Annotated in this window: 27 protein-coding genes; 11 read left to right on the top strand and 16 right to left on the bottom strand. The window is 68.9% G+C overall.

The window, feature by feature from the left end:
- Positions 1 to 115 precede the first annotated feature (115 nt).
- Positions 116 to 1,297 (top strand): glycosyltransferase family 4 protein, encoded by a 1,182-nt coding sequence (locus MZTS_RS18320; RefSeq protein ID WP_343068798.1) that lies wholly within the window; start codon positions 116 to 118, stop codon positions 1,295 to 1,297.
- Between the two features lie 137 nt (positions 1,298 to 1,434).
- On the top strand, positions 1,435 to 2,988 hold the full coding sequence (locus tag MZTS_RS18315) for an undecaprenyl-phosphate glucose phosphotransferase (RefSeq protein ID WP_192284935.1): 1,554 nt from the start codon (positions 1,435 to 1,437) through the stop codon (positions 2,986 to 2,988).
- A 136-nt stretch (positions 2,989 to 3,124) separates the two neighbouring features.
- Here MZTS_RS18315 and MZTS_RS18310 read toward each other — a convergent pair whose 3' ends face one another.
- From MZTS_RS18310 to MZTS_RS18265, 10 genes are all read right to left on the bottom strand, one after another.
- Entirely contained in the window at positions 3,125 to 3,484 is a 360-nt protein-coding gene (locus MZTS_RS18310; protein WP_009864976.1) for a hypothetical protein, read from the bottom strand.
- Between the two features lie 189 nt (positions 3,485 to 3,673).
- Positions 3,674 to 4,072 carry a lanmodulin LanM gene (lanM, locus tag MZTS_RS18305; RefSeq protein ID WP_009864975.1) on the bottom strand — a complete coding sequence of 133 codons (399 nt, stop codon included), beginning with the start codon at positions 4,070 to 4,072 and terminating at the stop codon, positions 3,674 to 3,676.
- A gap of 313 nt (positions 4,073 to 4,385) precedes the next feature.
- Positions 4,386 to 6,905: a TonB-dependent receptor domain-containing protein gene (locus tag MZTS_RS18300; RefSeq protein WP_192284934.1), complete on the bottom strand. Its 2,520-nt coding sequence runs from the start codon at positions 6,903 to 6,905 to the stop codon at positions 4,386 to 4,388.
- Between the two features lie 644 nt (positions 6,906 to 7,549).
- Entirely contained in the window at positions 7,550 to 8,179 is a 630-nt protein-coding gene (locus tag MZTS_RS18295) for a hypothetical protein (protein WP_192284933.1), read from the bottom strand.
- A gap of 34 nt (positions 8,180 to 8,213) precedes the next feature.
- A complete protein-coding gene (locus MZTS_RS18290) occupies positions 8,214 to 9,104 on the bottom strand; it encodes an ABC transporter permease (RefSeq protein ID WP_192284932.1) in 891 nt (296 codons plus the stop codon).
- The gene (locus MZTS_RS18285; protein WP_192284931.1) at positions 9,101 to 9,850 is read right to left on the bottom strand and encodes an ABC transporter ATP-binding protein; all 750 of its coding nucleotides are present in this window, start codon (positions 9,848 to 9,850) and stop codon (positions 9,101 to 9,103) included. The genes MZTS_RS18290 and MZTS_RS18285 overlap by 4 nt, the downstream gene beginning before the upstream one ends.
- Entirely contained in the window at positions 9,847 to 10,083 is a 237-nt protein-coding gene (locus MZTS_RS18280) for a hypothetical protein (protein ID WP_009864765.1), read from the bottom strand. Before MZTS_RS18280 ends, MZTS_RS18285 begins: the two co-directional genes overlap by 4 nt.
- Before the next feature lie 13 nt (positions 10,084 to 10,096).
- The gene (locus MZTS_RS18275) at positions 10,097 to 10,531 is read right to left on the bottom strand and encodes a cupredoxin domain-containing protein (protein ID WP_009864766.1); all 435 of its coding nucleotides are present in this window, start codon (positions 10,529 to 10,531) and stop codon (positions 10,097 to 10,099) included.
- Between the two features lie 101 nt (positions 10,532 to 10,632).
- Positions 10,633 to 11,634 (bottom strand): YVTN family beta-propeller repeat protein, encoded by a 1,002-nt coding sequence (locus tag MZTS_RS18270; RefSeq protein WP_192284930.1) that lies wholly within the window; start codon positions 11,632 to 11,634, stop codon positions 10,633 to 10,635.
- A 208-nt stretch (positions 11,635 to 11,842) separates the two neighbouring features.
- On the bottom strand, positions 11,843 to 13,099 hold the full coding sequence (locus MZTS_RS18265; RefSeq protein ID WP_192284937.1) for an ABC transporter substrate-binding protein: 1,257 nt from the start codon (positions 13,097 to 13,099) through the stop codon (positions 11,843 to 11,845).
- 191 nt (positions 13,100 to 13,290) lie between these two features.
- Between MZTS_RS18265 and MZTS_RS18260 the strand changes: the two genes are divergently transcribed.
- The 8 genes from MZTS_RS18260 to MZTS_RS18225 all read left to right on the top strand — a co-directional run bounded on the left by MZTS_RS18260 (position 13,291) and on the right by MZTS_RS18225 (position 19,619).
- Positions 13,291 to 13,809 carry a DUF3280 domain-containing protein gene (locus MZTS_RS18260; protein WP_192284929.1) on the top strand — a complete coding sequence of 173 codons (519 nt, stop codon included), beginning with the start codon at positions 13,291 to 13,293 and terminating at the stop codon, positions 13,807 to 13,809.
- A 44-nt stretch (positions 13,810 to 13,853) separates the two neighbouring features.
- Positions 13,854 to 14,564: a (5-formylfuran-3-yl)methyl phosphate synthase gene (locus MZTS_RS18255; protein ID WP_009866632.1), complete on the top strand. Its 711-nt coding sequence runs from the start codon at positions 13,854 to 13,856 to the stop codon at positions 14,562 to 14,564.
- Positions 14,561 to 15,184 carry an amino acid kinase family protein gene (locus MZTS_RS18250; protein WP_009866631.1) on the top strand — a complete coding sequence of 208 codons (624 nt, stop codon included), beginning with the start codon at positions 14,561 to 14,563 and terminating at the stop codon, positions 15,182 to 15,184. Before MZTS_RS18255 ends, MZTS_RS18250 begins: the two co-directional genes overlap by 4 nt.
- Positions 15,181 to 16,755, top strand: coding sequence for a DUF6513 domain-containing protein (locus MZTS_RS18245; protein WP_192284927.1), 1,575 nt, complete (start codon positions 15,181 to 15,183; stop codon positions 16,753 to 16,755). Before MZTS_RS18250 ends, MZTS_RS18245 begins: the two co-directional genes overlap by 4 nt.
- A gap of 1 nt (position 16,756) precedes the next feature.
- The gene (locus tag MZTS_RS18240) at positions 16,757 to 17,353 is read left to right on the top strand and encodes a DUF447 domain-containing protein (RefSeq protein ID WP_192284926.1); all 597 of its coding nucleotides are present in this window, start codon (positions 16,757 to 16,759) and stop codon (positions 17,351 to 17,353) included.
- Positions 17,354 to 17,376: 23 nt separating this feature from the next.
- Entirely contained in the window at positions 17,377 to 17,910 is a 534-nt protein-coding gene (locus MZTS_RS18235; protein ID WP_192284925.1) for an SRPBCC family protein, read from the top strand.
- A 166-nt stretch (positions 17,911 to 18,076) separates the two neighbouring features.
- Positions 18,077 to 18,607, top strand: coding sequence for an SRPBCC family protein (locus MZTS_RS18230; RefSeq protein WP_192284924.1), 531 nt, complete (start codon positions 18,077 to 18,079; stop codon positions 18,605 to 18,607).
- 79 nt (positions 18,608 to 18,686) lie between these two features.
- Entirely contained in the window at positions 18,687 to 19,619 is a 933-nt protein-coding gene (locus MZTS_RS18225) for a beta-propeller fold lactonase family protein (protein ID WP_246482170.1), read from the top strand.
- A 62-nt stretch (positions 19,620 to 19,681) separates the two neighbouring features.
- Here MZTS_RS18225 and MZTS_RS18220 read toward each other — a convergent pair whose 3' ends face one another.
- Entirely contained in the window at positions 19,682 to 19,882 is a 201-nt protein-coding gene (locus MZTS_RS18220) for a hypothetical protein (protein WP_192284922.1), read from the bottom strand.
- Between the two features lie 134 nt (positions 19,883 to 20,016).
- Entirely contained in the window at positions 20,017 to 21,039 is a 1,023-nt protein-coding gene (locus tag MZTS_RS18215; RefSeq protein WP_210329352.1) for a hydantoinase/oxoprolinase family protein, read from the bottom strand.
- A gap of 15 nt (positions 21,040 to 21,054) precedes the next feature.
- Here MZTS_RS18215 and MZTS_RS18210 point away from each other — a divergent pair, with 15 nt between their 5' ends.
- Positions 21,055 to 21,771 (top strand): HisA/HisF-related TIM barrel protein, encoded by a 717-nt coding sequence (locus MZTS_RS18210; protein ID WP_192284920.1) that lies wholly within the window; start codon positions 21,055 to 21,057, stop codon positions 21,769 to 21,771.
- 141 nt (positions 21,772 to 21,912) lie between these two features.
- Here MZTS_RS18210 and fae read toward each other — a convergent pair whose 3' ends face one another.
- The 4 genes from fae to mch all read right to left on the bottom strand — a co-directional run.
- Positions 21,913 to 22,422 (bottom strand): 5,6,7,8-tetrahydromethanopterin hydro-lyase, encoded by a 510-nt coding sequence (gene fae / locus MZTS_RS18205; RefSeq protein ID WP_192284919.1) that lies wholly within the window; start codon positions 22,420 to 22,422, stop codon positions 21,913 to 21,915.
- Between the two features lie 234 nt (positions 22,423 to 22,656).
- Positions 22,657 to 23,541 (bottom strand): triphosphoribosyl-dephospho-CoA synthase, encoded by an 885-nt coding sequence (locus MZTS_RS18200; RefSeq protein ID WP_192284918.1) that lies wholly within the window; start codon positions 23,539 to 23,541, stop codon positions 22,657 to 22,659.
- Entirely contained in the window at positions 23,538 to 24,452 is a 915-nt protein-coding gene (locus MZTS_RS18195; protein ID WP_192284917.1) for an ATP-grasp domain-containing protein, read from the bottom strand. The genes MZTS_RS18200 and MZTS_RS18195 overlap by 4 nt, the downstream gene beginning before the upstream one ends.
- A 277-nt stretch (positions 24,453 to 24,729) precedes the next feature.
- The coding region (gene mch / locus MZTS_RS18190) for a methenyltetrahydromethanopterin cyclohydrolase (RefSeq protein WP_192284916.1) at positions 24,730 to 25,390 on the bottom strand (661 nt) is incomplete at its 5' end.

Genomic DNA, 25,390 nt, shown 5'->3' with positions numbered 1-25,390 from the left:
CTCGGCCGCGCATCATGGGTATAAGAGACAGCTGCGGAGATCGCTCGTCGTGGCAGCCCCCCTCGCCGCCCCCCTCCCCTCTCACGTCGCAGCGCCTTCGTCCGCTGCCGGGCGCATTCCTGGCGGCCGAGCCCAGCAGAGCCACCGCATCCTTCATGTCTTCCGTGCCCCAGTCGGCGGCCTGTTCCGCCATGTGGTCGATCTGACTCGCCTCCAGGCGGCGGAGGGTCACGCGGTCGGCTTGGTCTGCGATGCCTCGACCGGCGGTGAACGCGCCGAGCAGGTGTTGAGGGATCTCGCCCCGCATCTGGCGCTCGGTGTTCTGCGGGTGCCGATGGTCCGCAACCCGGATGTGAGCGATCTTCGGGCGCTGCGGGCCGTCAGGGCGCAGGCGCTCGCCACGGGCGCCACCGTGCTGCACGGCCACGGGGCGAAAGGCGGTGTCTTCGCCCGACTCGCCCCCCTCGGTGCCGCCGGGCAGGGTGTGATCCGCGTCTATACCCCGCACGGCGGCAGTTACAATTATCGGCCCGGCACGCCGCTGCACCGACTCTACATGGCGGCCGAACGGCTCATGGCCCGGCGGACCGACCTGTTCCTGTTCGAGAGCGAATATGTCGCCTCGCGCCACGCAGCCTATGCCGGTGGACCGCCCCGGCTCGCCCGCATCGTCCATAACGGTATTTCGGAAGCCGAGTTCGCCCCCGTCGAAACGGCGGAGGACCCGTTCGATCTCGTCTATGTCGGCGAATTGCGCGAGGCCAAGGGTCTTCCGGTATTGCTGCGGGCCCTGGCCCGGCTTCGCGCGCAGGGCCGCAATCTTCGTCTGCTGATGGTCGGTTCCGGCCCCGATACCGAGAGCTTGGCCGCCATGGCCGAGAATCAGGGGCTGCGGCACGCCATCGCCTTCGAGCCGCCTCAGGCGATCCGCCCGGTGCTCGGCCGCGGCCGGGTGATGGTCGTGCCCTCCTTGGCAGAATCCCTGCCCTATGTCGTCCTGGAGGCGGCGGCAGCCGGGCAGCCGCTCGTCGCCACCAATGTCGGCGGCATCCCCGAAATCTTCGGCGCCCATTCCAAGGATCTCGTTCCCTCCGGCGATTGCGTCGCGTTGAGCGAGGCCATCGCCAAGATTTTGGATGAGACGCCGGAAGTCCGGCGCGGCCGGGCGCAGGCGCTCAGCAACTCGCTGCGCACGCGTTTCTCCATGAATCGCATGGCGGCCGATGTGCTCTGCGGGTACGCCGCCGCCCTGCAGCAGCGCGGGCTGCACCCGACGGCAGCCAGCGTCACGGCTTGAACGATGGGCGCCGGTCCCGGGGGCGCGGCTGTTCCATCCTCTGACACCGCCCATTCCCCCAATTTAGGTTTTCGTGAAGGTTCCTCCGGCAGAATGCAATGCCGGGACGGCCTACGGTTTTCACGTGGAACATTCCGATGAGTGCCATCGACGTCCGTGACCTGCTGAAGGCGGCCGGGCAGGCCAATTCCGTCACACCGGTTCCCTCTCCCTTGCCGTTGGGGGAAGCGGAGGGTTACGGTGACGCGTCGCCCCCTCCAAGATCCCCGACCGTGGCACCGAGCCCGTGGCTCTCGCCTGTCGTCCTGGCCGGCTGCGTGCGGCTCGCAGAGTTCTGCGGCCTTCTGCTCCTCGGCTTCGGCCTGCATCAGGCTTTGCTCAGAGGCGTCGTCCCCCTTGCGCCAAGCTACCCGGCGGCGATCCTGGCCGTCACGCTCGCGGCCCTCGGCCTGTTCCAGGCTTCAGGCAGCTACCGAATCGGTGCGTTCCGGGACCTGTCCAAGACGGCGATCAAGCTCGCCACCGGCTGGTCGGTTGCCTTCCTGATGGTGGCGGCGGCCATGGTGATGGGCAAGATCGCCGACCATTACTCGCGCATCTGGCTGCTCAGCTACTATGCCGCCGGTCTCGGGCTGCTCCTCGGAAGCCGCGCCGCCCTCGCCGCCTTCGTGCGGACGCAGATGGCCCAGGGCCGCTTCGACCGGCGCACCGCCATCGTCGGCGGAGGCCCTGCGGCGGAGGAGCTGATTCGCGCCCTGGAGACAGACGGCAATAGCGGCATTCGCATCGTCGGCATCTTCGACGACCGGGCCGATGAGCGCTCGGGAACCCACGTCGCCAGCTACCCAAAGCTCGGCAATATCAGCGACCTCGTCACCTATGCCCGCCATACCCCCGTGGATCTGGTGATATTCACCCTGCCGATCTCGGCCGAAACCCGCATCCTTCAGATGCTGGCCAAGCTGTCGGTCCTGCCGGTCGATATCCGCCTGTCGGCCTACGCGACCAAGCTGCGCCTGCGGCCACGGGCCTATTCCTATCTCGGCGGCGTGCCCCTGCTCGACGTGTTCGACAAGCCGCTGGCCGATTGGGACGTGATCCTCAAGGGCCTGTTCGACCGCCTCGTCGGCTTCGTCCTGCTGCTCGCCCTGTCACCGGTGATGATGGCGGTGGCGCTCGCGGTGAAGCTCACCTCGCCGGGACCGGTGCTGTTCCGTCAGAAGCGCTACGGCTTCAACAACGAGCTGATCGAGGTGTTCAAGTTCCGCTCGATGTATGTCGACCAATGCGACACCGGCGCCGCCCAGTTGGTGACCAAGACCGATGCCCGCGTGACGCCCGTTGGCCGCTTCATCCGCAAGACCTCCCTCGACGAGCTGCCGCAGCTCTTCAACGTGATCCGCGGCGACCTGTCGCTGGTCGGCCCCCGCCCGCATGCCCTCCAGGCCAAGGCGGCCAACACCCTCTACGACCAAGTGGTGGACGGCTATTTCGCCCGCCACAAGGTCAAGCCGGGCATTACCGGCTGGGCGCAGATCAATGGCTGGCGCGGTGAGACCGACACCAGCGAGAAGATCCAGCGCCGCGTCGAGTACGACCTGCACTACATCGAGAATTGGTCGATCCTGTTCGACCTCCGGATCCTGCTCAAAACGCCGCGCGCGCTCTTCAAGACCGACAACGCGTACTGAGGATCTCAAGGTTTCGAACGGGAGAGGGTCCGGGACCGCCAGAGCGCGGACCCGGACCCTTCACATGGAAACGGCGGCAGCAGCCTCAAAGAATCGTCTTTTGAGGCGAGCCGGCCGTCTCCGTCGGGGCGGCGCCCTACGGCAGCGCGCCGGCCTTCTCCTTCACCTGCGTGATCGTGGCTTGGCAGGCGGCCTCTTGCCCGGCCTTGTCCTGATCCTTGGCCTTGGCCAGAAGCTTGCGCGCTTCCTCGATCCCGGCCTTGGTCGGCTTGGTCGAGGGATCGGACGGGGCGCCGGCCGGGGGCTTGTCGAGGGCCTTGGGCGAGTTCGACGAGGTTGCACCGCCCGCCGGCTCCTTCCCTGTCACCTGTTCCGCCCCGGCGCTGTTGAGCCGCCGCTCGATCGTGGAGATGTCGTCCTTGCAGGAGACCGCCAGGGCGGGGCCCGCCGCGACAAGGGCCATCACGGCGACGGGCAGGCTGAGGGCGATACGCATGGGCTTTCGTGTCCTCCGGTTTGGTCTGAGCGTGGGTCGGCGCGATGCCGCCTGCTTCGGCCGGAGAAAGCCGTCGAAACCCGCTTTCTGTTCCCCGTCTGCGACGCTTCGTCCGGGACTGTGCCGCATGAAAAAGGGCGCGGACCCTGACGGTCCGCGCCCCTTCGATGATTTCGGCTTCGGAAGGTTTTAGCGAATCAGGTTGACCAGGGCCGAACCGGCCGGGGAGGTCAGCTCCTTGGCATCGATGGTGCCGTCATTGTCCGGATCGGCGGCCTTGAACTGAGCCTCGACGGCGGCAAGGTATTCCTTCTTGTCGAGGGTGCCGTCGTTATCGGGATCGAGCTTCTTGAGGTCGGCCTCGCTGACGCGGCCCTTCAGCTCCTTGGCGTCGAGGGTGCCGTCCTTATCGGGATCGAGCTTGTCGAAAGCGGCCGAGCCGGCAGCCAGAGCCTCCTTGAGGTCGATCGTGCCGTCCTTGTCCGGATCGAAGGCAGCGATATCAACCTTAGTCGTGGTCGGGGCGGCATAGGCCGGAACCGTGATAAGGGCGGCCAGCAGCACGGCGGAGGAAAGGCGGAACGCCATAGGGAGCAAACTCCTGGTCGAAAAGGCCCGGCAAGCCGGGCGGTCGGCAACATCGCAGGGCGGCTTGCGGCGCTCTCGACCGAGGGCCGGACCCAGGGGCGCAGCGGCCGCACGGCCTCGCTGCGATTGCGTAACTTGCCCGGGATGATTTGGCAACCGCGCGGGAGCGATTTGTCGTTCTGCCGGCCGCGAAAAGCGTCATCGTCGCCCCTCGTCAACGCGAAAGCGGCGCCGCTCGTTCGAGCCGCGCCGCCTCAGATTTTCGCGGTTCCCCCGGAGCCTTTCGGTCCGGGAGACATGTGGAGGACCGGCCTCAGCCCTTGCGGATCAGCGGCTCCACCACCGGCGCCGGCGGCGGCGGTTCGAACAGGATGCGGATCCCGCCGAAGGCCGCGACCGGCGCGCCCGGGGCGAGGCTGCGGTTCGAGGTGGCGTTGGGCACCCGGACGATCGGAACCTCGTCCACCGGCGAGAAGGTGCCGAAGGTGGCGTAGCGGGCGTTGAAGGCGTTCTCGACGTAGCCGTAGAGCTCGATGTTGGAGGCGACCCGGTAGCTGGTGTTGAAGCCGAACACCGCGAAGTCGCCGGTGGTCTTGTTCTGATTGGTCGGATCGCCGACGAGGAACTTGCCGGTGGCGAAACGGGCGAGCGCGCCGACCCGCCATTCCGGCGTCACCTGATACTGCACGCCGACCTTCAGCTGGTGCGGCGCGACGCCGGGCAGGCGGTTGCCGGGCCGCACCAGCACGACGCCGCTCTCGTCGCCGCCCGCGCTGTTGAACGGGTTGCCGGGCGCGGCGAGTTCGACCGGCGATTCGAAGGTCGCATCGACGAAGGCGTAGTCGATGAAGGCGTTCCAGCGCGGCGCATTGTAGAACAGGCTCGCCTCGACGCCCTGCCGCTTGGTGGAGCCGACATTGCGGAAATAGGCGCGGCCGATCGTGTCGGGGGCCGGCACGAACAGGATGTCGTCGTCGTTGCGGGTCGAGAAGAACCCGGCCTTCCACGAGAGGATGCCGCCGAACAGGGCGTCGGGCTGCGGGATGCGACCGCGCACGCCCGCCTCGACCGTGCGGGCCACGACCTGCTTCAGCGGCGGATCGCCGACAAAGAAATTGGTGAGCGAGCAGGGCGCCAGCGGATCGGCGCAGGACAGTTCCGCCGGGGTCGGGGCGCGGTTGGCTTCCGTGTAGCCGCCATAGGCGACGAGGTAGTCGGGGATGACCTTGTAGGTCGCGCCGATGCCGGGGTTGAAGCGCTGGAAGTAGTGGTCGCCGTTGAGCGCCGTGCCGATCTGATCCTTCAGCACGATGTGGGCCATGTTGAACCGGCCCTGCAGCGTCAGAGTCAGCCGGTCGGTGAGGTCGGTGTTGTTGGAGAAATAGATGCCGCCGTAATCGTTGGAGGTGTTCACCGCGACCGGCGTGATGATGCCGTCGTCGCTGGAGACGACGATGCCGGGGGGCGAGAAACCACGATCCAGGGTGAGGCCGCCGATGGAATTGTCCGCCGTGAACCGGGTGCGGCCGCCGTCATACTGCCCGCCGAGCACGAAGCGGTTCGGCAGGCCGAACAGAGTCTCGCGCACCACGGTCTGGACGGTGGCACCGAAATGGTCGGTGTCGGTGCGGGTCTGGTTGAGGAAGGCGTAGGGGCCGCCCTCGTCGAAGCGGTCGGCGAAGACCGGGTTGATGCCGCCGAAATCGAAGGTGCGCAGGCGGTTGGCCAGGACCGGATTGCCGGTGCGGTCACGCAGGAAGAACTGGTTGTCGTCGGCCCCCTCGGAGCAGACGAAACGCTCATCCGCCTCGCAATTCTCGACATCGGCCGCGTCGCCATTGGCGGTGCGCTGGCGGAACAGACCGTAATAGGCATTGCCCTGCACGCTGATCGTCGGCGTGACGTCGTAGTTGCCCGAGAGCTGGAAGCGCAGGAAGTCGTTCTTGGTCTGGTCGGGATAGGTGAAGACGTCGCTGCGGTCGGCCTTGAGCAGCTCGACCGGGGCGGTGCCGTTGCCGGTCAAGCTGTTGCTGGCGCCGATCACGTTGAAGTGGAATTCGCCCCTCTCCGCCTGCACGCCGAGATCGGCATAGATCTGGTTGAGACGCGAGGGCGAGTGACGGCGCCAGCCCTCTTCGCCGAGCTTGGTGCCGGCGACGTAGAGGCCGATATTGTCGATGCGCTGACCGTGCTGGAACGCCACCGCGCCTCGGCCGAACGACCCGCCGAGCACGTTGATCTCGCTGCCCTGATAGGTGAAGCCGTTCTTCAGCGTCACCGCCAGCGAGCCGCCCAGCGCGTTGAGACCGAAGGCCGGGTTCGAGCCCTCCAGCTCGATGCGGTCGACGGCGATGTCGGGGATCAGATCCCATTGCACCGTGTCGCCGAAGGAGGTGTTGAAGCGGGCGCCGTTGAGATAGACCGCCACGCCCTGCGGTGAGCCGCCCAGCGGCGACGCCTCGAAGCCGCGATAGGTGATCGTCGGCTGGAAGGGATTGCCCTGCGCATTGTTGACGCTGATCGAGCCGATGCGCTCGTCGAGCGCCCGCACCGTGCTCGGGAAGCCGACCCGCGAGACGTCGTTCGAGGTCAGCACGCTCGTGTTCTGCGGCAGCTTGTTGCGATCGATGCCGTCGAGCACCACGGTCTCGCGCAGGCCCGACGCGGTCGGCGTCGCCACGACCCGGCGCGAGGCCGCGACCGGCGTGTTGGAGACGACGCTGATTTCCTCCAGCGTGACGGTCTGACCGCCGCCCCCCGATTGCGCCATCGTCTGTCCCGGCAGCAGCGCCACCGATGCGATGAGGCTGCCTCGCAGCACCCGCCTTGTCATTCCCCAGCCCTTGTCATGCGTGCTTGCCGCCCCCTGATCGGGGGCGTTGCCGGATGTTGCTGGAGGCGGGAAACCGCCACAATCGCGCGACGGTATCTGCAGGTTCTTTTATGATGGAATGCTCAAGCTTACCGGTCCAGCGTGGCACTGTGGCCACATTTTTCTTCCGATAAGGCGGTGAATTACGGATAAATACGAAAACCTGCTTGGGATATTCTGGCAATATATAGTATATACGTATGATAAGATCTTTTAATCCCTCGCTTCGCAAAAAACTACGCACGAATCGAGGGCGCCGCCTTTTGAAGACGAGTGGGCATGGCGCGAGAACAGGCAAAGTTGCGGAAGCGTCCGCTTCTCCGAGCCTGTTGAAGGCCCTTCCTTCGCAGCCCCCGCCCATCGTCGGGCAACGGCTCGGCCTGGAATCAGGCCGGGACGGCCGATCCGCGATAAGGCTTCGCGGTCTCGATGCGGCCCCTGCCGGCGGTCCACGATGGAAACGGGAGCGATCGGGTCACAGGCCTTCGAAGCCTGTCCGGTCCGGCTCTACACCCGATGCGGAGACCCGTTCGGAGCCACTTGCGCGGCTCCGAAGGAGAAAGGCTTGCTGGCACGATGCCGGCCGAGACCGGCCGGCTCCGCAATCAGATCCGCGCCTGGATGCGGCGGGCGACCTCGCCCAAACGCTGCTCCAGAAGCGTTGGCACCTCGCAGACATAGGAGACCGACTGGTTACGCTCCTCGAAGATGCGACGGTCCCAGTTGAACTGGCTCTCGAGGTCGGTGGCTTCCTTGGAGGCGACCTTGGTCGAGTCCGAGGACGGGCTGTCCTTGAGCTCGCTGACCTTGTCCGCCTCGTCGCGGATGCGCTCGGCGAGCCGGCGCTGGCCCTGGGCATAGCGGGTGATGCCGCTCATCACGGTGCTGCGCTCGCCATTCAGGATCTCGAACACGCCGGCGAAGACGCGGGTGAGGCGCTTGGCCTTCTCCGCCGGATCGACCTTCTGCGCGAACTCGTCGAGCAGGGTATCGACCTCGCTCAAGTCGGTACGGCGGGAAGCGAGCTTGCGGGCGAGCTGGGCCGCCTCGCGGTCATTGCCCCATTCCCCGGCCTCGGCGAGGTCGGGGCCGGTCCAGAACGAGCCGTAGCCGAGGGTGGTCACCTTGCGCTGCTGGCAGGGCCAATCCTGATCGGACTTGGGCTGGGCCAGCACGGGGGAGGCCGCGAGCCCGAGGGCGAGGACGAGCGGGAGGCGAGCGGATCGAGAAGGCATGGGCAGAACTCTCGCGGAAACTGTCGGACGTCTCTCAGGCGGCCCCGCCGGCCGGCCCGCCCCGCCGGGCCATGATGCCGCGGCCCGGATCGTAGGCGATCACGGCGAGGGTGAAGAACAGCAGCCCGGTCCCGACCACCACGGCACAGGCCAGCGGCTCGAAACGCCCGTAGAGAGCGAAGCGCACCAGCTCGACCGCGTGGGTGAACGGATTGGCCATGCAAATCCAGTAGAGCCATTCGCTCGATGCCCGGACCTGCCACAGCGGATATAGGGCAGAAGAGGCAAAGAACATCGGGAAGATCACGAAATTCATCACGCTGGCGAAGTTCTCGAGCTGTCGCACCAGCGAAGACAGGAAAAGGCCGATGGCGCCGAGCATCAGCCCCGCCGCGAGGAAGGCCGGCAAGGCGGCGAGGTAGCCGATGGGCGGGATGCCGGTGTCCCAGAACCACGCGATGGCGAGGAAGGCGTAGGCCTGGACGATGGACACGCTCACACCCGCGATCAGCTTGGCGAGCAGCAGGGTCCAGCGCGGATAGGGCGAGGTCAGCAGCACCTTCATCGAGCCGACCTCGCGGTCGTAGACCATCGAGAGCGAGGATTGCATGCCGTTGAAGAGCTGGATCATCACCGCGAGCCCCGGCACCACGTAGGCCTCGTAGAGCACGTAGGTCTCGTAGGGCGGCGTGATCGAGGTGCCGAGCGTGTTGCGGAAGCCCGCCGCGAAGATGAACAGCCAGACCAGCGGGCGCACCATCGCCGAGAAGAACCGCTCCTTCTGGTGGAAGAAGCGCAGCAGCTCGCGGCGGACGATGCCGCCGAGCGCGATCAGATAACCGACCGCGTCGAGCCGGCCGGCATGGGGCACGGGCTTGGCAGCCTCGGCGCGGCCGGCGACGGTGGGGGTGGGTGAAGAACTCATGCGGCGGACTTCGACATTGCCTGACCCGGCTCGGCGACGAGGCGGCGGAAGGCGGCCTCCAGGGTTTCGCCGGGCCGGCCGATCTCCCCGGCGCGCCCGCGCGCGACGATGCGGCCCTTGTGCAGGACCACGGCGTCGTCATCGGGAGAAATCTCCTCGAAGATATGGGTCGCCCACAGCACCGAGAGCCCCTCCTCCCGCACCAGGGCACGGACGATGGCGACGATGTCGGCCCGGGATTCGAGGTCGAGGCCGACGGTCGGCTCGTCGAGCAGCAGCAGGCGCGGCTCGTGGATCAGCGAACGGGCGATCTCGATGCGCCGCGACTGGCCGCCCGACAGGGTGCGGATCTTGTCGTCGCGCCGCTCGGCCAGCCCGACGCGGGCGAGCAGGGCCTCGATCCGCGCGCGGGCAGCGGACCGGCCGATGCCGTGCAGGCTCGCGTGGTAATGCAGGTTCTGCGCGACGGTGAGGTCGGTATCGAGGGTGCGGGCCTGGAACACGACGCCGAGGCGGGCGAGCGCCCGCGAGGGTTCCCGGTCGAGGGGATGGCCGAGGATCGAAACCCGGCCCTCCTGATTGTTGTAGAGCCGCGTGATCACCGAGAACAACGTGGTCTTGCCGGCGCCGTTGGGCCCCAGCAAGGCCATGAAATGCCCGCGCTCGACCGTGATCGACACGTCGGAGAGCGCGGCGCGCTGGCCGAAGCGGTGGCTGACGCCCGCGACCTCCAGGGCGGCGCTCATTTCGGCAGCGCCCGGTTGGCGTCGTCCAAGGCCTCCAGGCACTCGTCGAACTCGCCCTCCCCCTGCTCGCGCTCGGCGATTCTGAGGGCGCGCCTGAGCTTTTGCGGGATGGCGTCGGGGGCCAGCGTCTCCACCCGCGCCTTCACCGCAGCGATCCCCTCGGCGCAGGCGGACTTGTCGTCCGCGAGGGCGGGCGTGGCGAGGAGGAGAAAGGCCAGGACGGCCTGCTTCATCGAACCGCCCATCTCACTTCACCGTAATCGTGCCGGCCATGCCCTTTTCCTCAAACCCTTGCGCGTACCACTTGTAAGCGCCCGGCTTGATCGCGACGAACTCGATGGCGATCTCGCCCGGATCATCGAATTCGAGATGGTCGGGCGGGCCGCCGCCGTGGATTTCCTTGTGCTCGATCACGATCTGGTTGAACCAGATGTAGCGAAAGAACTCGGGCGCGTAGAACTTGTATTCCTGCCGCCCCTTGGCGACGATGCGCAGGCGGTAGGCCTTGCCGGCCTCCAGCTCGATCTCCTTGTTCTCCACCACGAAGTCGTTGCCCTCCTCGTTGCCGAGCACGAGGTCGGGCAGGTTCTGCCGCTTCTTGGTGAGGTCGAGGGCGCCCGCCGGGCTTGCCGCGAGCGCAAGAGCCGCGGCGGCGAGGCCGAGGCGCGTCGTCCATCTCATGTCGTTCCCTCCGGTCGCCGTGAGCCGGCGTTCCACATCGTTGCTTAGCCGCCGACTCTCCCCACGCGCCGGAGCCCGGCCCGTGGGGATGCCGCGGACGGTCACTTCTTCGAGATCACGACGCCCCAGGGCAGCAACCCGACCGGGATGCTCTTGATCACCTTCAGGGCCTCGACATCGATCACCGAGACGTCGTTGGAGGTGCCGTTGGTGGTGTAGAGCTGCTTCTCGTCCGGGGTGAAGGCGAGCTGCCAGACGCGCTGGCCCACGGGCAGATATTTCTGCACCTCATAGGTCTTGGCATCGACCACGGCGACGCGGTTGGCGGGCCCCAGGGCGACGAAGGCTCTGGTGCCGTCCTTGGTCAGGCGCACGCCCACCGGCTGGATCTGCTCGTCGGTCACGCTCGGGATCTTGAAGGTGATCTTCTTGATCACCTTGCGGGTGGCGACATCGATCACCGAGACCGTGCCGCCGACCTCCGCCGAGACCCAGAGAAACTTGCCGTCGGCCGAGAACTCGGCGAAGCGCGGCCGCGCATCCACCAGCACGTTGTCGATCACCTCGAAGGTCTTGGTGTCGATGAAGTGGGCCATGTTGGTGGTTTCGGAGGTGTTCACGAGGATCTTGCCGTCCGGCGAGAGACCCATGCCCTCCGGCTCGACGCCCACCGGCACCTCGGCCAGAACCTTGTTCTTCTCGATGTCGAGGATGGTGACTTGGCTGTCGTCCTCGTTGGCGACGTAGAGCGGGTTGCCGCTGCGATCGAGGATGAACTGCTCCGGGTCGGGGCCCGAGCGGAGCGAGCGCACCACCTTGCCGGTGGCGGTGTCGAGCACGTCGATGCGGTCGTCGTCGCTGGCGCAGACGAACAATTCCTTGTCGTCCTTGGAGAGCGTCACGCCGCGGGGCCGGCGCCCGACCTTCCAGGTCGCGGTCACCGCCATGGTCTCGGTATCGATCACCGAGACGGTATTGGCCTTCTCGTTGGTGACATAGGCGGTCAGCGCCTCGGCATGGCCCGCCGCCCCGAGCCAGAGGCCCGCCAGCAACGCGGTGCGCAACCCCGCCAAACCCCACGCTGCCCCGGCGCGAGCGACCATCGGCATCCTCCCTGTCATCCTCGCGGCCCGTCCCGGAGACCCGTGTCCGGGAGAAGCCGCTCGGCTCCTGATTGTGGAGCGCTGTGTCGGCAGCGACATGGCCCGCATGGCCGCGCCGCTCAAAGGAAAAACGAATGAGGGGGCGACGCTCACCGGGCGGTGGATTGCCGCATCGTCGGCGACGCGTTTCCCCTGAGATCCTGAACCCTCACGGCAATTTGCACGCCGTCTCCGGCTGGTCGGCGCCGAGGGTGTCGAGCGGGGTGCGCTGGTGGATGAAGCCCTGCTCCGGCGCCACCGAGACCATGGCCTTGGGCTGCACCACGATGACTGGCTGGCGCAGCTGGTGGTCCCAGGGCCGGTAGGTCAGCGAGACGCCCTTATAGGCCGGCAGCGAGAATTCGGGGGTGACGAGATAGGGCACGAGCACCGCCGGATCGGTGCTGCGCTTCTGCGCCGCCGCTTCGCCGACCGTGCGCACCGCCGCCCAGGCCTGGTAATCGAGCGGCCGCATGAGGCGCCCGCTGAGCCGCCGGAAACGGTTCTGCGCCTGCGCCGCCCCCCAGGTCTCCAGGGTCGGGTGCCAGGTGGTGGCGATCAGCCCCTGCGTCCCGCCCACGGGGCGCGGATCGACGGTGCGGAACGGAACGTAATCGCCCCAATCGCCCTCCTCGTCGGCGACGATCGCCATGTCGTAGTCGAGCCCACGGGTGAACACCATCGCCTCGGCCCGGGTCGGCGTGTCGCCCCGGGCCTTCGCCAGGGGACCGAAGGTCCAGGGCTTCTCGGCGGTGACCTTGAGGCCGAACTTGCGGGCGGAATTCTTCATCGCCTCGGCATAGGCCTTGTCGCGCTCGGTCGGCCCGACGATCAGGAAGATCTTCCGCCAGCGCATCAGCGACAGGTACTGCGCCAGCGCATCCGTCTGCATGGCGCGGCTCGGCAGGACATGGAACAGGTTGGCGCGGCAATCGGCCCCGCGCAGGCGGTCGTCGGGGGCGCCGGCATTGAAGACGACCGCCCCGTCCCCCTTCAGCGCATCGGCCACCGCCAGCACCTCGGCGGCGGGAAGGGCCAGCACGAAGAACTTGACGCCCTTGCCGGCCAAGTCCTTGGCGGCCGCCACCGGATCGCGGTCGCCCTCGAGAGCAATCTCGTCGAGGGCGAAGGTCTGCTTGGTGAAGCGGCCGGTGGTGTTGTTGTCCTTCACCGCCATGCGGGCGCCGGCCACGCCGAGATCCTCGGGATCGGCCTCCGCGTCGTAGGAGGAGGGCGCCGGCACCGGCCGGTAGAGGATGGCGACGCGGGTCTCGGCACCGGCAGCGGGCGGCGGCGTCTCGGCGGTCGGTGCCCCCGCAGGCGGCTCCCCGGTGGCCGCCTTCGGCTCCTGGGCCTGGACGGAAAGGGCGGGGCCGGCCGCGAGACCGGCGCCGAGGATGAGGAGGAGCGGGATGGACGAGCGCATCGGCCCATAGGCTAGCAACATCTTGCCGCCCGTCTCAACGAGAGAAGCATAAGATTTTGATAAGATTGGCACAGTGGCCGCCTCTCCTCGCTCCGCCGGGGCGGAGCGGACAGGATGCTTGCCAAATCCTCCGAGAAGCCGAGTTAGATTCAGCCCGCGCCCCGCGCCCGACCTTTCAGGCTCGACATCCCATGCGATTCCGCGTCCTGCTGCCTGCCTGCGCGCTTATTTCCCTGTTCGGCGGCGCGGCCGCGGCGGCGGAGGCGCGCAAGGCGGCGATCTTTCCGACCGAGGTGAACGATCCGAGCCTCGCCTATGGCCGCAAACCGCTGCCCGCCGATCAGAAGCGCCTCGACCTCGCCACCGAGACCTTGCGCGCGAACCTCACCGAGAAGGGCGGGATCGAGAGCGTCGACCTGTCGCCGCAGGCCGAGGAGATCCGCAAGGAGAGCCCGCTCTTCAAGTGCAACGGCTGCACCGGGCCGATCGCCAAGGCGCTCGGAGCGGACCTCGCCGTCACCGCCCTGGCCGACAAAGGCGCCAACCAGCTGTTCAGCCTCGTCATCACCATCGCCGAGGCCGAGACCGGCAAGGTCGTGCGCCAGGGGCAGGTCGTGATAAGAGCCAACACCGACAACGATTGGTCCCATGCCGTTCGCTGGATCGTGAAGAACCGCCTGCTGGCCGAGCCGCTGCCCGACCGATCCTGAGGGCGGGGCTTGCGCCGGCGGCCAAGTCGAGCAAAAGCGTCTCCGTGCCCGAGGTTGAACCGACTTTCTCCGCGCCTCCGCGCCTGCTCGTCAGCGTGCGCGGCCCCGATGAGGCGCTGACCGCCCTGCAGGCCGGGGCGGACCTGATCGACGCCAAGGATCCCGAGCGCGGCGCCCTCGGTGCCCTCCCCCCCGAGACCGTGCGCGCCATCGCGGCCTGCATCGGCGACCGTGCGGTCACCAGCGCCGTGGCCGGCGACGGCACCGGCACGGCGATCGCGGCGGCCGTCGCCGTGATCGCCGCGACCGGCGTCGACTTCATCAAGATCGCCGTGGGCTCCGCCGATGAGGCCGCCCTGGCTCAGGCCGCGGCGCGGGCGCCGGGCCGGGTCATCGGCGTGCTCTTCGCCGAGGACGGCGTGGCGCCGGACATCCCCGCCCGGCTCGCCGCCGCAGGCTTTCGCGGAGCGATGATCGACACACGGGGCAAGGCCGGTATCGCGCTCCCGGCCCTGCTCGCTGCGCCGCAGCTGACGGCCTTCGTCGCGGCCTGCCGGACCCATGGCCTGATGAGCGGACTGGCCGGCTCGCTGACCCTCGCCGACATCCCCGCCCTCGCCGGGCTCGCCCCGGATTACCTCGGCTTCCGTGGCGGCCTGTGCCAGGGGGGCAACCGGCGCCAGGCGCTCGATGGCGCGCGGGTGGCGCAGGCGGTCGATGCGCTGCGGACCTGCCACCGCGCCGACGCGGCGTGACCCCGGTGGCAGCCCTCCGTCAGGCCTCTCCCGTCGTCGCGGGGAAGGAAGGCCCTGCGGTCGTCAAGATCGGCGGTAGCCTCGTCGCGGATCGCGCCCGGCTCCGCGCCGTGCTCGCCGCCTGTGCGGATGAGGCCCCGGTCGCGGTCGTTCCCGGCGGCGGTCCCTTCGCCGAGGCGGTGCGGACGGCGCAAGCGGCGCTCGGCTTCGACGACGCCCTCGCCCACCGCCTCGCCCTCGATGCCATGGGACGGATGGCGGAGGTTTTTGCCTCGCTCGAACCCCGGCTCGCCATCGCCGCGAGTCCGGAGGCCGTGGCCGGCACCCTCTCCCAGGGCCGCGCGGCGATCTGGGACCCGGCCGCCCTCAAAGCCGGCCATCCCGACATCCCGGAGAGTTGGGAGGTCACCTCCGACAGCCTCGCCCTCTGGCTCGCGACGGCGCTCGGCGCCCGGCGCTGCATTCTTGTGAAGTCGGCAAAACTTTCGCCCGACGCCAGCCCGTCCGCCTTGGCCAGAGCCGGCCTCGTCGATGCCGCCTTCCCGCGCTTCGCCGCCGCTTTTCCCGGTGAGATCGTGATCCGCGGCCCCGCCACCTCATCCGAGAGGCACGCCGCATGAGCGCGCCCGAACATCTCGTCTTCATCACCGGCAAGCTGGCCCATGCCCGGCTGGAGAAGGTCGCCGCCACGCTGCCGGCGGAGCGTTTCCGCTGGAGCATCGCCGATGCCGGGGTGAAGGTCGCCGCGCTGATGACCGAGGAGATCATCAAGCGCCGGGTGACGATGCCGGAGGGCGCGACCCGGATCGTCCTGCCCGGGCGCTGCCGGGCGAATCCCGAAGCTCTCAGCCGCCATTTCGGCCTGCCGGTGGAGCGGGGGCCGGATGAGATCGTCGATTTGCCGGCTTATCTTGGCCTGACCGGACGCAAGGTCGACCTGTCGCGGCACGATCTGCGGATCTTCTCCGAGATCGTCGACGCCTCGAAGATGACGCCGGACCAGATCCTGGCCAAAGCCCTCGACCTCGCCCGGCGCGGCGCCGACGTGATCGATCTCGGCGGTCTGCCGGACACGCCGTTTCCGCATCTCGAGGACAGCGTGCGCGCCCTGAAAGGTGCCGGGCTGAAGGTGAGCGTCGATTCCTTCTCCCTCGACGAGCTGACCCGTGGGGCGAAGGCGGGCGCCGACTATCTGCTGAGCCTCAACGAGGAGACGCTCGATCTCGCCTTCGAGACCGACGCGGTGCCGATCCTCGTGCCGATGCGGCCCGACGACCTGCCCTCCCTCGACCGCGCCATCGAGCGGATGGAGCGGGCCGGCCGGCCCTACATGGCCGATCCGATCCTGGAGCCGATCCATTTCGGCTTCGTCGACTCGATTGCCCGCTACCGGGACACGCGGGCGCGCTGGCCGAACATCGAGATGATGATGGGCACCGGCAATCTCACCGAACTCACCGAGGCCGACAGCCTCGGCGTCACGGCTCTGCTGGTGGGCATGTGCTCGGAACTCGCAATCCGCAACGTGCTGATCGTGCAGGTCTCGAACCACACCCGGCGCACGGTGGAGGAGCACGACGCCGCCCGCCGGGTGATGTACGCGGCCAAGGAGGATGCCGCCCTGCCCAAGGGCTATGGCCGGGACCTTCTGGCGCTCCATGACAAGCGCCCCTTCGTGCAGACCCCCGATGAAATCGCCGCCCTGGCCGCGGAGGTCCGCGACCCCAATTATCGCATCGCCGTCGCCGAGGACGGCATCCACGTCTACAACCGCGACATCCACACCACCGGCATCGACGCGATGGCCTTCTTCCCCGACCTGAACGTGGCGAGCGACGGCGCGCACGCCTTCTATCTCGGCGGGGAGTTGACCAAGGCCGAAACCGCGTTCCGCCTCGGCAAGCGTTACGTGCAGGACGAGCCCCTCGACTGGGGCTGCGCCGCCGACCGCACGCAGGAGGATGCCACCGCCTTCAAGGCGGCCGGGCCGACGAAATCCGCCCATACCCGGCACAGCGGCCCCGAGGCGCCCGCTGCCGCCCGCGCGGCCGCCACCGGGCCCGAGCAGGATGCGAGCCCGCCCGAGACCGAGACGGGAAGCAGCGAAGCCGGCGCGCGCGACAGGCTCGCCGAGCCGACGGGCGGCCGCATCGTCTGCGGCCGGCTGGTGCCGGATGAGGACCGCAACTGAGATGCCGCTGATTCTGGAGACCGTCGTCACCACCCTGTCGGCGACGGGAGAGCTGCATCTCGTGCCGTTCGGGCTGATCCGCGAGGGCGAGGATTTCGTGCTCGCCCCGTTCCGGCCCTCGCCCACCATCGAGAACCTGACGAGCCGGCCCTGCTTCGCCGCCTCGGCGCCGAGCGACGTGCGGGTGATCGCCGGCGCCGTCACCGGGCGGCGCGACTGGCCGGTGGTGGATTGCGACCGGATCGCGGGCAAGCGCCTGGCCGACTGCTTCGGCCATGCCGAATTCGAGGTGGCCTCCATCGAGGACGACGCCACCCGGCCGCGCTATCGCGGGCGGATGGTCCATGCCGTCAGCCACGTGCCGTTCATCGGCTACAACCGGGCGCAAGGGGCGGTGATCGAGGCGGCCATCCTGTCCACCCGGCTCCACATGCTGGAGCCGGAAAAGATCCTGACGGAGATGGCCTATCATGCCATAGCGATCGCGAAGACCGCCGGCCCCGCCGAGCACGAGGCCTGGAACTGGATCGAGGACAAGGTCGCCGCCGCCCTCGGGCGCAGCGGCCGCGTCCTCGACGGGACGAGCCGCCCCTCGTGAGGCGGCAGGAGATGATCATTTCCATGCGGATCGCTGTTCTCGCCGCCGCGGCCCTCGCGGTGACCACCGTCACGGCCGAGGCCCAGCACGCGCCGACCCGGCGCAAGATCGTCGAGACCGTCACCATCGACGCCCCCGCCGACAAGGTCTGGGCGGTGGTGGGCAACCCCGCCGATGCGGGCTGGATCGACAACGTGGCCGGAGCCGCGCAGGAGGGCACGCCCGAGAAGCCTTCCTACCGGCTGACCCTGAAGAACGGCCACGCCATCGTCGAAGAGACCCGCAAGCTCGATCCCGAGCACCGGAGCTTCGCCTATTACATCGTGACGAACGATGTCGCCGACCTGCCGGCCAAGGACTACTCGGCTACGATCTCGGTGCAGCCCGAGGGCGAGCACGCGGCCCGCGTCGAGTGGAAGGCCGCGTTCTACCGGGGCCATCCGAACAACGACCCGCCGCCCGAACTGAACGACGAGAATTCGGAGAAGCGGGTGCGGGCCTGGGTTCATGCCAGCCTTGAGAACCTCAAGGCGCGGCTTGAGAAGGGCGGCTCCTGACAGAAGGGCCGTTCGATCGCCAGGGGGTCGCTGCGAGAGGCGCTGGCCGCTTCCCGCGACGATGCACCTTCAGGAGCCCGCGCCTCGAACCGGATCGGACAACCGGGACGGGGTGCGACGTGACGAAGGACCGTCATCCGGCGGTCCGACGGGAGGAGGACGAAAGATGAAGTTCAGGACGCTCGCCGCCGTGGCGGCGCTCGCCACGGTGACCTTCGCCGCGCAGGCCCATGGCCCGACCCGGCAGAAGGTTTCCGAGTCGATCGAGATCAACGCCCCCGCCGACAAGGTCTGGGCGATCGTCGGCAACTTCCAGGACGGCAGCTGGATCCCGGTGGTCGAGAAGACCGAGAGCAAGGGCGGCAACGAGCCGAAGGCGACCCGCACGCTGACCCTGAAGGGCGGCGCCACGGTCGAGGAGGAGCTCTCCAAGTACGACGCCGAGAAGAAGTCGTTGATGTACCGGATCGAAAAGGTCGACGTGAAGGTTCTGCCGGTCAACGACTATTCGTCGTGGGTCGAGGTCGAGGGCGACGGCACCAAGTCGAAGCTGACCTGGCGCGGCGCGTTCTACCGCGGCTACATGAACAACGATCCGCCGCCCGAGCTGAACGACGAGGCCGCCAAGAAGGCCGTGTCCGGCCTCTACAAGTCCGGCCTGGAGAACGTGAAGGCCAAGGCCGAGAAGGGCTCGTAAGGGTCCGATGCTGCGGAGAGCCGGCATGTTGTCCTCATTTCGGCAGACATGCCGGCTCTCCCTCCGGAAAGCAGGGGCGATGGCGAGTCTCATCGGCCTCGTCACCCTCGCCGGCTTCCCCGCTCTGGCTCAGGAAGCCCTCGTCACGGCGCAGCTCGGCAATGCCGTCGAGGTGGTGGATCTCGCCACCAAGAAAATCCTGCAATCGATCCCCGTGAGCGGCGCGCCGGCCGGCATCGCCTTCTCGCCGGACCGGAAGACCGCCTACGTCACCCGGCCCGAGGGCCACGGCGTCGCGGTGATTGATCTCGGGGCCCGCCGGGTCACCGGGAGCCTCGATCTGCCCGGCGGCCCGCTCGGCATCGGCGTCAACCCGACATCCGGCGAGGTCTATGTCGCCGATTGGTACGGCGCCCGCGTCTTCGTGCTGAGCCCGAGCGCCGACGGCTTGAAGCGGGAGGGGGAGATCGCCACCGGCCAATCGCCCTCCGGCATCGCCGTGACGCCGGACGGCGCGACCCTGCTGGTCGCCAACCGCGAATCCGATTCCGTCTCGATCATCGATGTGGCGAACCGCCGGGAGACACGGCGCGTGCCGGTCGGCCAGCACCCGTTCGGCCTGACTCTCTCCGCCGATGGCCGCTTCGCCTACACCGCCAACGTGGTCTCGAACGACGTCTCGGCCATCGACGTCGCCGCCGGCCGCGAGACCGGGCGCGTCGCCACCGGCCAGCGTCCCTATGTCATCGCCCTGGCCGCCGGGCGCGGCTTCGTCACCGACCAGTATTCCAACACCGTGACGGTGTTCGACCCCGCCACCCTGCGCAAGCTCGCCGCGATCGATGTCGGCGACCATCCCGAGGGGATCGCCGCCACACGGGACGGGAAGACCGTCGTCGTCGCCAATTGGGGCGACAACGCCCTGAGCCTGATCGACACGTCGAGCCTCACCGTCACCGGGACCATCGCGACGGGTGACGGCCCGCGCTCCTTCGGCGACTTCCTGAGGTGACGCCGCACGATGATCGGTCGGGAGCGATGTCCCGACCGATCATCGAAACCCCTACAACCGGATCAGGCCGCCGCGGGCGGCTCGCCGGAGCCCGGCTCGGCGGGCGAGTTGAGGATGTCCTCCAATTCGTCCACGAGGCGGTCGATCTGGTCGTCGCTCGCCAGCACCCGGGTGGTACGGCCGTCCTCGGTGACGAAGGCCAGTTCGATGGCCTCGCCGGTCCGGGTCGCCAGGATGCGGGTGAGCTTGTTTCCTGTTGCCATTCGCATCTCCTTGAATCCCCCCGACGACACGCCCGGTCACCGCTCGTCCTCCTCGCAGGGGACGGCGCAACGGGAGCATCGTGAGAGACATCTGTCCGGCCGTTCCCGTCAACGCATGGGAGCGGCTCGGTTCCTCACGCGATCAGCCCGACCGCCACCGCCGGCCCGCAGGTCGAAACCCATGCGGAGCCCTCGTCGCCCATCTGGCCGGCGATCACCTCGGTCAACGGCACCGCGCGGCGTCCGAGACGGGCGGCGAGACGCTCGGCCAGGAAGCGGCCGGCACCGCAGACGACGAGCGGCGCGTCCGCGGCAAGGTCGGGGCGCGACAGCAGGATCGCGGCGGCATCGTGCAGCGGGCGCAGCTGCGCCTCACCGAACCACGCGGCCAGGGCCCGCCATTCCTCCGCACTCCCCTCCCCCCGGTCGCGGCCGACCATGCGGGCGAGCCGCGTCTCCGATTCCGGGATCGACTTCCCCTTGAGGTCGGCGCTGTGCTGCTGGTCCGCTCCCTCCGGCAGGTCGCCGGTGAGGCGATAGATGTCGGCGGTGCTGGCGAAGGTCTCCGCCATCAGGGCCGTGCGCCGGCCGCGCCAGGGCGCGTGGGTGGCGAAGGCGAGGAGCGGCGTGCGCACCACGCCGGTATAGACGAGCTCGCCCGTCTCCAGGCGCTCGGCGTCGCTGTATCCCCGCGCGGCGGGCTGACCGGCCACGATCGGGATCAGGTCGGCGGTGGTCGAGCCGATATCGACCAGGAGCGCATTTTCAGCGTGTCGCCCGATGAGCGCGGCAGTGGCGTGCCAGTTGGCGGAGGCGATATCGGCGGCGTGCGCGCGAGCGGCCTCCGGCGCGACGAAGCCGGCGCGGCCGGCATAGATCCGCACGCGCCCCGCCAGCGTCGCGGCGGCCCAGGCGGAGAGCTGGTCCACGCCATCGGCCCGGTCGGCGAAGCAATCGGTCAGTTCACCGGTCATGGTGACGGCGTGGTCCGCCTCGCCCCGCACCCAATCCGGCAGGGTGGCGAAGGTTTCGTCGAGGGCGGGGACGCCGCGCCAGAGCCGGCAGGGAGCCTGCACCGCCGCGACCACGCGGCCCGCCTCGACGAGCGACGCCTTGACATGCACCCCGCCGAGATCCCACCCGACGATCCTGGTCATTGTACGGTTCACGCGATGTCTCAAGGCTTCGAGGGGCGGCCGCTGCCGTTCCGGTTGATCCCGGTGATCGACCTGCGCCGCGGGCAGGTGGTGCGCGCCCGCGCGGGCGAACGCGACGCCTATGCCCCGATCGACACCCCCTTGGCCAGAGGCTCGAAGCCCGCCGACATCGCCCGGGGCCTGCTCGACGCAGTCGGGGGAAGCCTGCTCTACGTCGCCGATCTCGATGCCATCATGGAGGGGGCGGAGCCCGACCGTCGAAGCCTGGAGGCGGTGCACCGCGCCTGCCCCGGCACGGTGCTCTGGGTCGATGCCGGCTTCGCCGATGCCTCGGGGGTCGAGCGCTTCATGGCGGGCGGGCTCGGCCGTCCGGTGATCGGCAGCGAGAGCCAGCGGGATGCGCAGTTGGTGCGGGCGCTCGGCGACCGGGCCGTGCTCTCCCTCGACAGCCGGGGTGAGGAGCGGCTCGGGCCGGATGCGTTGCATGACGACGCGCAGATCTGGCCGGGCGATGTGATCGTGATGACGCTGGCCCGCATCGGCACCGGCACGGGGCCCGATCTGGCCGGGATCGCACGGGCCGTCAGCCTCGGAACGGGGAATTCTCGCTCGGGGCGGCGGATCTACGCGGCCGGGGGCGTGCGGGGCCCGGAGGATATCGACCGGCTGGCAAAGGCCGGCGCGGCCGGCGCGCTCGTCGCCTCGGCGATCCATGACGGACGCCTGCGCTGACCGGAGCCCAGGCCCGGAAAAGAGAAAGGGACGGCCGAAGCCGTCCCCATCCCGTTAGCGTCCAAGGAAGATCGAAGCCAGTCGCTGGAGCAGACCCCGCGGTGCGGGCGGAGGCTCGCTCTGCCCAGGACTGCCTCCGATCTAATTGGCGGCGAAGGGGTGCTGCGCCGAGTTGCGCTGCTCGGTGACCGTCGCGGCCTTCGGCTCGCCGTTGACGGCGCGCTGGATCGAGAGCTTGGTGGCCTCGTAGTTGTACTTCTGGATCTTGGCGTCGTCGGCCGCTTCCCAGTGGATGAACACGCCGACCAGGATGTACAGGTCGTCGGCCTCGTCAGCCGGGATGATGCCTTCGGCCACCGCATCCTGCACCGCCTTGGCGACGCCGTGCTGGGCCGGGCCGAACATCTGGACGGCCTGACGGGCGTCGTTGATGGTGACCTTGTTGAACATCAGGGTGTTCGGCTTGCACGGCAGGTTCGGCGCGATGACCGCGAGCAGGCTGGTGAAGCCGTGCTTGTTGTTGACCAGGCCGTTGCAGAAAGCGGTCTCGGCCGGCGAGCCGCGCGGTCCGATGATGAGGTCGATGTGAGCGACTTCGTTGCCATCGCCGACGAGGGCTTCGCCGACCTGAACCTTGGTGATCTTTGCCATTCGGGGTCTCTCCCTGGATTCCTGAAAAAAGGCCCGCCCTGAGAGTAAGGCGGGGCCGGAAGCCATCCTTGTTCGCGGCGCCCGGCAGAGGGCCGAGCCGGTTAGCCCGGATAGCGGCGCGGACCCTACAGCGGGCTTCCGCGCCGAACAACCCGCGCAAGGCCCTGGAATCGGCGATTTTTTGGATGCCCGGGGGCCTTGACGCGTGAAGATTCGTCCCCTCGCGCCCGAGCTTCAGGGAGTCTCACTGCGGGCGGCGAGCAACGCGTCGAGGAACAGGGTCGCGACGGTGAAGTCGGCGCTCGTGCCGGGGTTGAGACCGGCCTGCTTTAGCTCCTGATCGTAGGCCAGAAGCGCCTCGACCGGGGCCTCGGCGAGATCGAGTCGGGCGAGCCGATCCAGCGCCTGCGCCCGCACCGCCTCGGCCCGCTCGGGGCCGTGTTTGCGGGCGATGTGGCTGTCGGGCACCCCGGTGAGATAAGCGAGATGAATCGCGGTGGTGGTCCAGGGCGGCGCGAGCCCCCGCTGCCGTGCGGCGGCGAGCGCTGGCAGGCCGATCTCGAACAGATCGCGAAAGCCATCGGTATAGGCGCGGGCGATGCGGTCGCGGGGGGCCGCCTCCGCCATCGCCGCGAGCAGGGGCGGAACCGGCCCCTCGGCGGCCACGTCGTGACGTGCCGCCGTGCCGAGGCCACCGGGATTCGCCCGGCGGATCGCCGCGAACACGTCGCGGGAATCGGTGCCGTCGAAGCCCTCCAGCACCGCCCGGAGCCGCTCCGTGAGGGGACCGTCCTCCTCCGCCGCGCGGGCGAGCGGCGCGCAGAGCAGCAGGATACCGAGATTGGTGTTCTGGCCGACCGCGGCGAAGGTCGCCTCGACGCCGCCGCGCACCCGCCGCCCCACCCGGGCACCCGCCTCCGCCAGGGACGACGCCGAGACGTCGGCGCTGGCGACGAAATCGGCCACCCCCATGCGGTGGCCGGGGGCGAAGCCATGCACGTTGCCGGGCTTCAGCGCGTCGAGTTCGGCGAGGCAGGCGGCGCGGTAGAGGTCGGCCACGACCGTCGCCGGCAGGCCGAGGGGCGCCGCCAGCAGGTCGGAGGGCGCCGCCCCGCTCATCCGAGGGCCGAGACCAGCCGCGGCGGCCGCGCCGCGCGGACCGCGTTGAGGAAGCCGCGCGCCACCGCGCCGGCGATGTCCACCTCGGTCACCTGCTGCAGGCCGGACCAAGCGGGCATGGAATTCACCTCCAGGATCTGGAAGCCACCCTCCCCGTCCTCCACGAGGTCGATGCCGGTGTAATCGACGCCGATCGCGGCTGCGGCGGCCTCCGCCATCTCGGCGGCGCGGGCCGGCACGTCCCAGGCGAAGGGGCGGCCGCCCCGGTGGACATTGGTGATCCAGCCGTCGCCCTCGCGGATCATCCCGGCGATGGCCCGCCCCTCGCAGACGAAGACGCGGTAGTCGCGCCACTGTCCGTCGGCGCGCGCAACGTAGCGCTGAAGATAATAGACGCCGCTGACCTCTTCTTGAGCCGGCAAATCCTCCGGCTTCTCCAGGAGCATCAGACCCTCGCCCTGGGAGCCGAACAAGGGTTTGAGCACGATCGGCTTCCCCGGCCGCGCCTCGCGGGCGACGATCTCGGCGGCCGCCTCGCGCTTCGAGACGACGAAGGTGTCCGGGGTCGGCAGGCCGGCGCGGTCGATCAGCAGGGAGGTCGCGGCCTTGTCCACCGAGCGCTCGATGGCGGTCGGCCCGTTCCAGACAGTCACGCCCGAGGCGACCAGGGCGTGGAGCACGCCGAGCCGCATGGTGGTGGCCTCGAAGGTGCCGCCGGCGATGGTGCGCAGCAAGACGCCGTCCGGCAGCCCGTCCTCGAAGCCGGGGACGCGCAGAGGCTCGCCGCCCCCCGTCACCACGGCGACATCGGCCAGCGAGAACAGCACTGGCTCGACGCCGAGCCCGCGCAAGGCCTCCCGCAGCCGTGCCTTGTGCCAATTGCCGTTATCGGCCGCGAGTCCGATGCGCATTCGCTCTTTTTCCGTTCTTCTCATACCCAATCCGGTTGATCCCTTCGGGATGGCGGATTTGGGCTCCGCTGAGGTGCCGAGCGAAAGCTCGGCCTCGAAGCACGCCGGAACGACCGATCCTGTGGCACCAGTCTGGTGGAGTACAGGTCGCGGCGTGCTTCGAGGCTGCTGACGCAGCAGCTCGGCCTGCGGAACGAGGCGCTTGCCAGAGCACGCCGGCCAAATCGGCCCTCGACGACCCTCTCCCGCTGCCGGGGGAGAGTCTCACTTCGGCGCCTTACGCGAAGGAAGCGTCCACGAGCTGCGGCTCCAGCCGGCCGCCGCGGAAGGTCTTGCCGGTCTTGACCGAGGTGACGATGGCCTCGGCCGGCGAGAACAGCGCCCCGTCGATCTTGTAGAAGTCGCCGTTCACCCGCGAGAAGATCTCGGCGAAGGGCGCGCCGTGATCGGCGGAGGTGGTGGAGGGGAGCTGCTCGGCGAGCTGCTTGGCATCCGCGTCGTCGGCATCGACGAAGAGCTGCACCCGGCCGCCATAGATGATGGCGTCGTTGGTGCGGCCCATGGCCTGGATGAAGTCAGGGTGCTGCGGCGAGAGCGGGGCCGAGCCGATGCCGTCGAGGATCTTGTGCAGATCGAAGCCGACGGTGTGGGCCTTGTGCAGGGCCACTTCCAGCACGCGGGCGACGACCTGGGTGGCGCCGGCGAGGCTCTGGGTCGGGGCGTAGATGAAGGTGACGTTCTCGGCCGCGACGCCGGTCTCGCGGGCGACCTTGTTCACCACCGAGGCCGGCGGGGCGCTGGCGGATTCGAGGACGAGGGCGGTCGCCGTCGCGTTGTCGCGATAGCCAAGCTCCTTGTAGAGTTCCTCGACCACCGCCACGGCGCGGCCGGGGCCCGAACCGAGGGCGAAGAAGCCGGAATCGCCCTCCTCGTCGGCG

The sequence above is a fragment of the Methylorubrum zatmanii genome, assembly GCF_014845115.1.
Taxonomy (GTDB): domain Bacteria; phylum Pseudomonadota; class Alphaproteobacteria; order Rhizobiales; family Beijerinckiaceae; genus Methylobacterium; species Methylobacterium zatmanii.
Note: the sequence above shows the minus strand (reverse complement) of the source record. Positions and strands in the feature narration are given on the sequence as shown.

Coding starts and splice junctions, on each gene's coding strand:
- MZTS_RS18315 (WP_192284935.1), top strand. CDS start 1,435: ATGAGTGCCATCGACGTCCGTGACCTGCTGAAGGCGGCCGGGCAGGCC.
- MZTS_RS18310 (WP_009864976.1), bottom strand. CDS start 3,484: ATGCGTATCGCCCTCAGCCTGCCCGTCGCCGTGATGGCCCTTGTCGCG.
- lanM (WP_009864975.1), bottom strand. CDS start 4,072: ATGGCGTTCCGCCTTTCCTCCGCCGTGCTGCTGGCCGCCCTTATCACG.
- MZTS_RS18300 (WP_192284934.1), bottom strand. CDS start 6,905: ATGACAAGGCGGGTGCTGCGAGGCAGCCTCATCGCATCGGTGGCGCTG.
- MZTS_RS18295 (WP_192284933.1), bottom strand. CDS start 8,179: ATGCCTTCTCGATCCGCTCGCCTCCCGCTCGTCCTCGCCCTCGGGCTC.
- MZTS_RS18290 (WP_192284932.1), bottom strand. CDS start 9,104: ATGAGTTCTTCACCCACCCCCACCGTCGCCGGCCGCGCCGAGGCTGCC.
- MZTS_RS18285 (WP_192284931.1), bottom strand. CDS start 9,850: ATGAGCGCCGCCCTGGAGGTCGCGGGCGTCAGCCACCGCTTCGGCCAG.
- MZTS_RS18280 (WP_009864765.1), bottom strand. CDS start 10,083: ATGAAGCAGGCCGTCCTGGCCTTTCTCCTCCTCGCCACGCCCGCCCTC.
- MZTS_RS18275 (WP_009864766.1), bottom strand. CDS start 10,531: ATGAGATGGACGACGCGCCTCGGCCTCGCCGCCGCGGCTCTTGCGCTC.
- MZTS_RS18270 (WP_192284930.1), bottom strand. CDS start 11,634: ATGGTCGCTCGCGCCGGGGCAGCGTGGGGTTTGGCGGGGTTGCGCACC.
- MZTS_RS18265 (WP_192284937.1), bottom strand. CDS start 13,099: ATGCGCTCGTCCATCCCGCTCCTCCTCATCCTCGGCGCCGGTCTCGCG.
- MZTS_RS18260 (WP_192284929.1), top strand. CDS start 13,291: ATGCGATTCCGCGTCCTGCTGCCTGCCTGCGCGCTTATTTCCCTGTTC.
- MZTS_RS18245 (WP_192284927.1), top strand. CDS start 15,181: ATGAGCGCGCCCGAACATCTCGTCTTCATCACCGGCAAGCTGGCCCAT.
- MZTS_RS18240 (WP_192284926.1), top strand. CDS start 16,757: ATGCCGCTGATTCTGGAGACCGTCGTCACCACCCTGTCGGCGACGGGA.
- MZTS_RS18235 (WP_192284925.1), top strand. CDS start 17,377: ATGCGGATCGCTGTTCTCGCCGCCGCGGCCCTCGCGGTGACCACCGTC.
- MZTS_RS18230 (WP_192284924.1), top strand. CDS start 18,077: ATGAAGTTCAGGACGCTCGCCGCCGTGGCGGCGCTCGCCACGGTGACC.
- MZTS_RS18225 (WP_246482170.1), top strand. CDS start 18,687: ATGGCGAGTCTCATCGGCCTCGTCACCCTCGCCGGCTTCCCCGCTCTG.
- MZTS_RS18220 (WP_192284922.1), bottom strand. CDS start 19,882: ATGGCAACAGGAAACAAGCTCACCCGCATCCTGGCGACCCGGACCGGC.
- MZTS_RS18215 (WP_210329352.1), bottom strand. CDS start 21,039: ATGACCAGGATCGTCGGGTGGGATCTCGGCGGGGTGCATGTCAAGGCG.
- MZTS_RS18210 (WP_192284920.1), top strand. CDS start 21,055: ATGTCTCAAGGCTTCGAGGGGCGGCCGCTGCCGTTCCGGTTGATCCCG.
- fae (WP_192284919.1), bottom strand. CDS start 22,422: ATGGCAAAGATCACCAAGGTTCAGGTCGGCGAAGCCCTCGTCGGCGAT.
- MZTS_RS18200 (WP_192284918.1), bottom strand. CDS start 23,541: ATGAGCGGGGCGGCGCCCTCCGACCTGCTGGCGGCGCCCCTCGGCCTG.
- MZTS_RS18195 (WP_192284917.1), bottom strand. CDS start 24,452: ATGCGCATCGGACTCGCGGCCGATAACGGCAATTGGCACAAGGCACGG.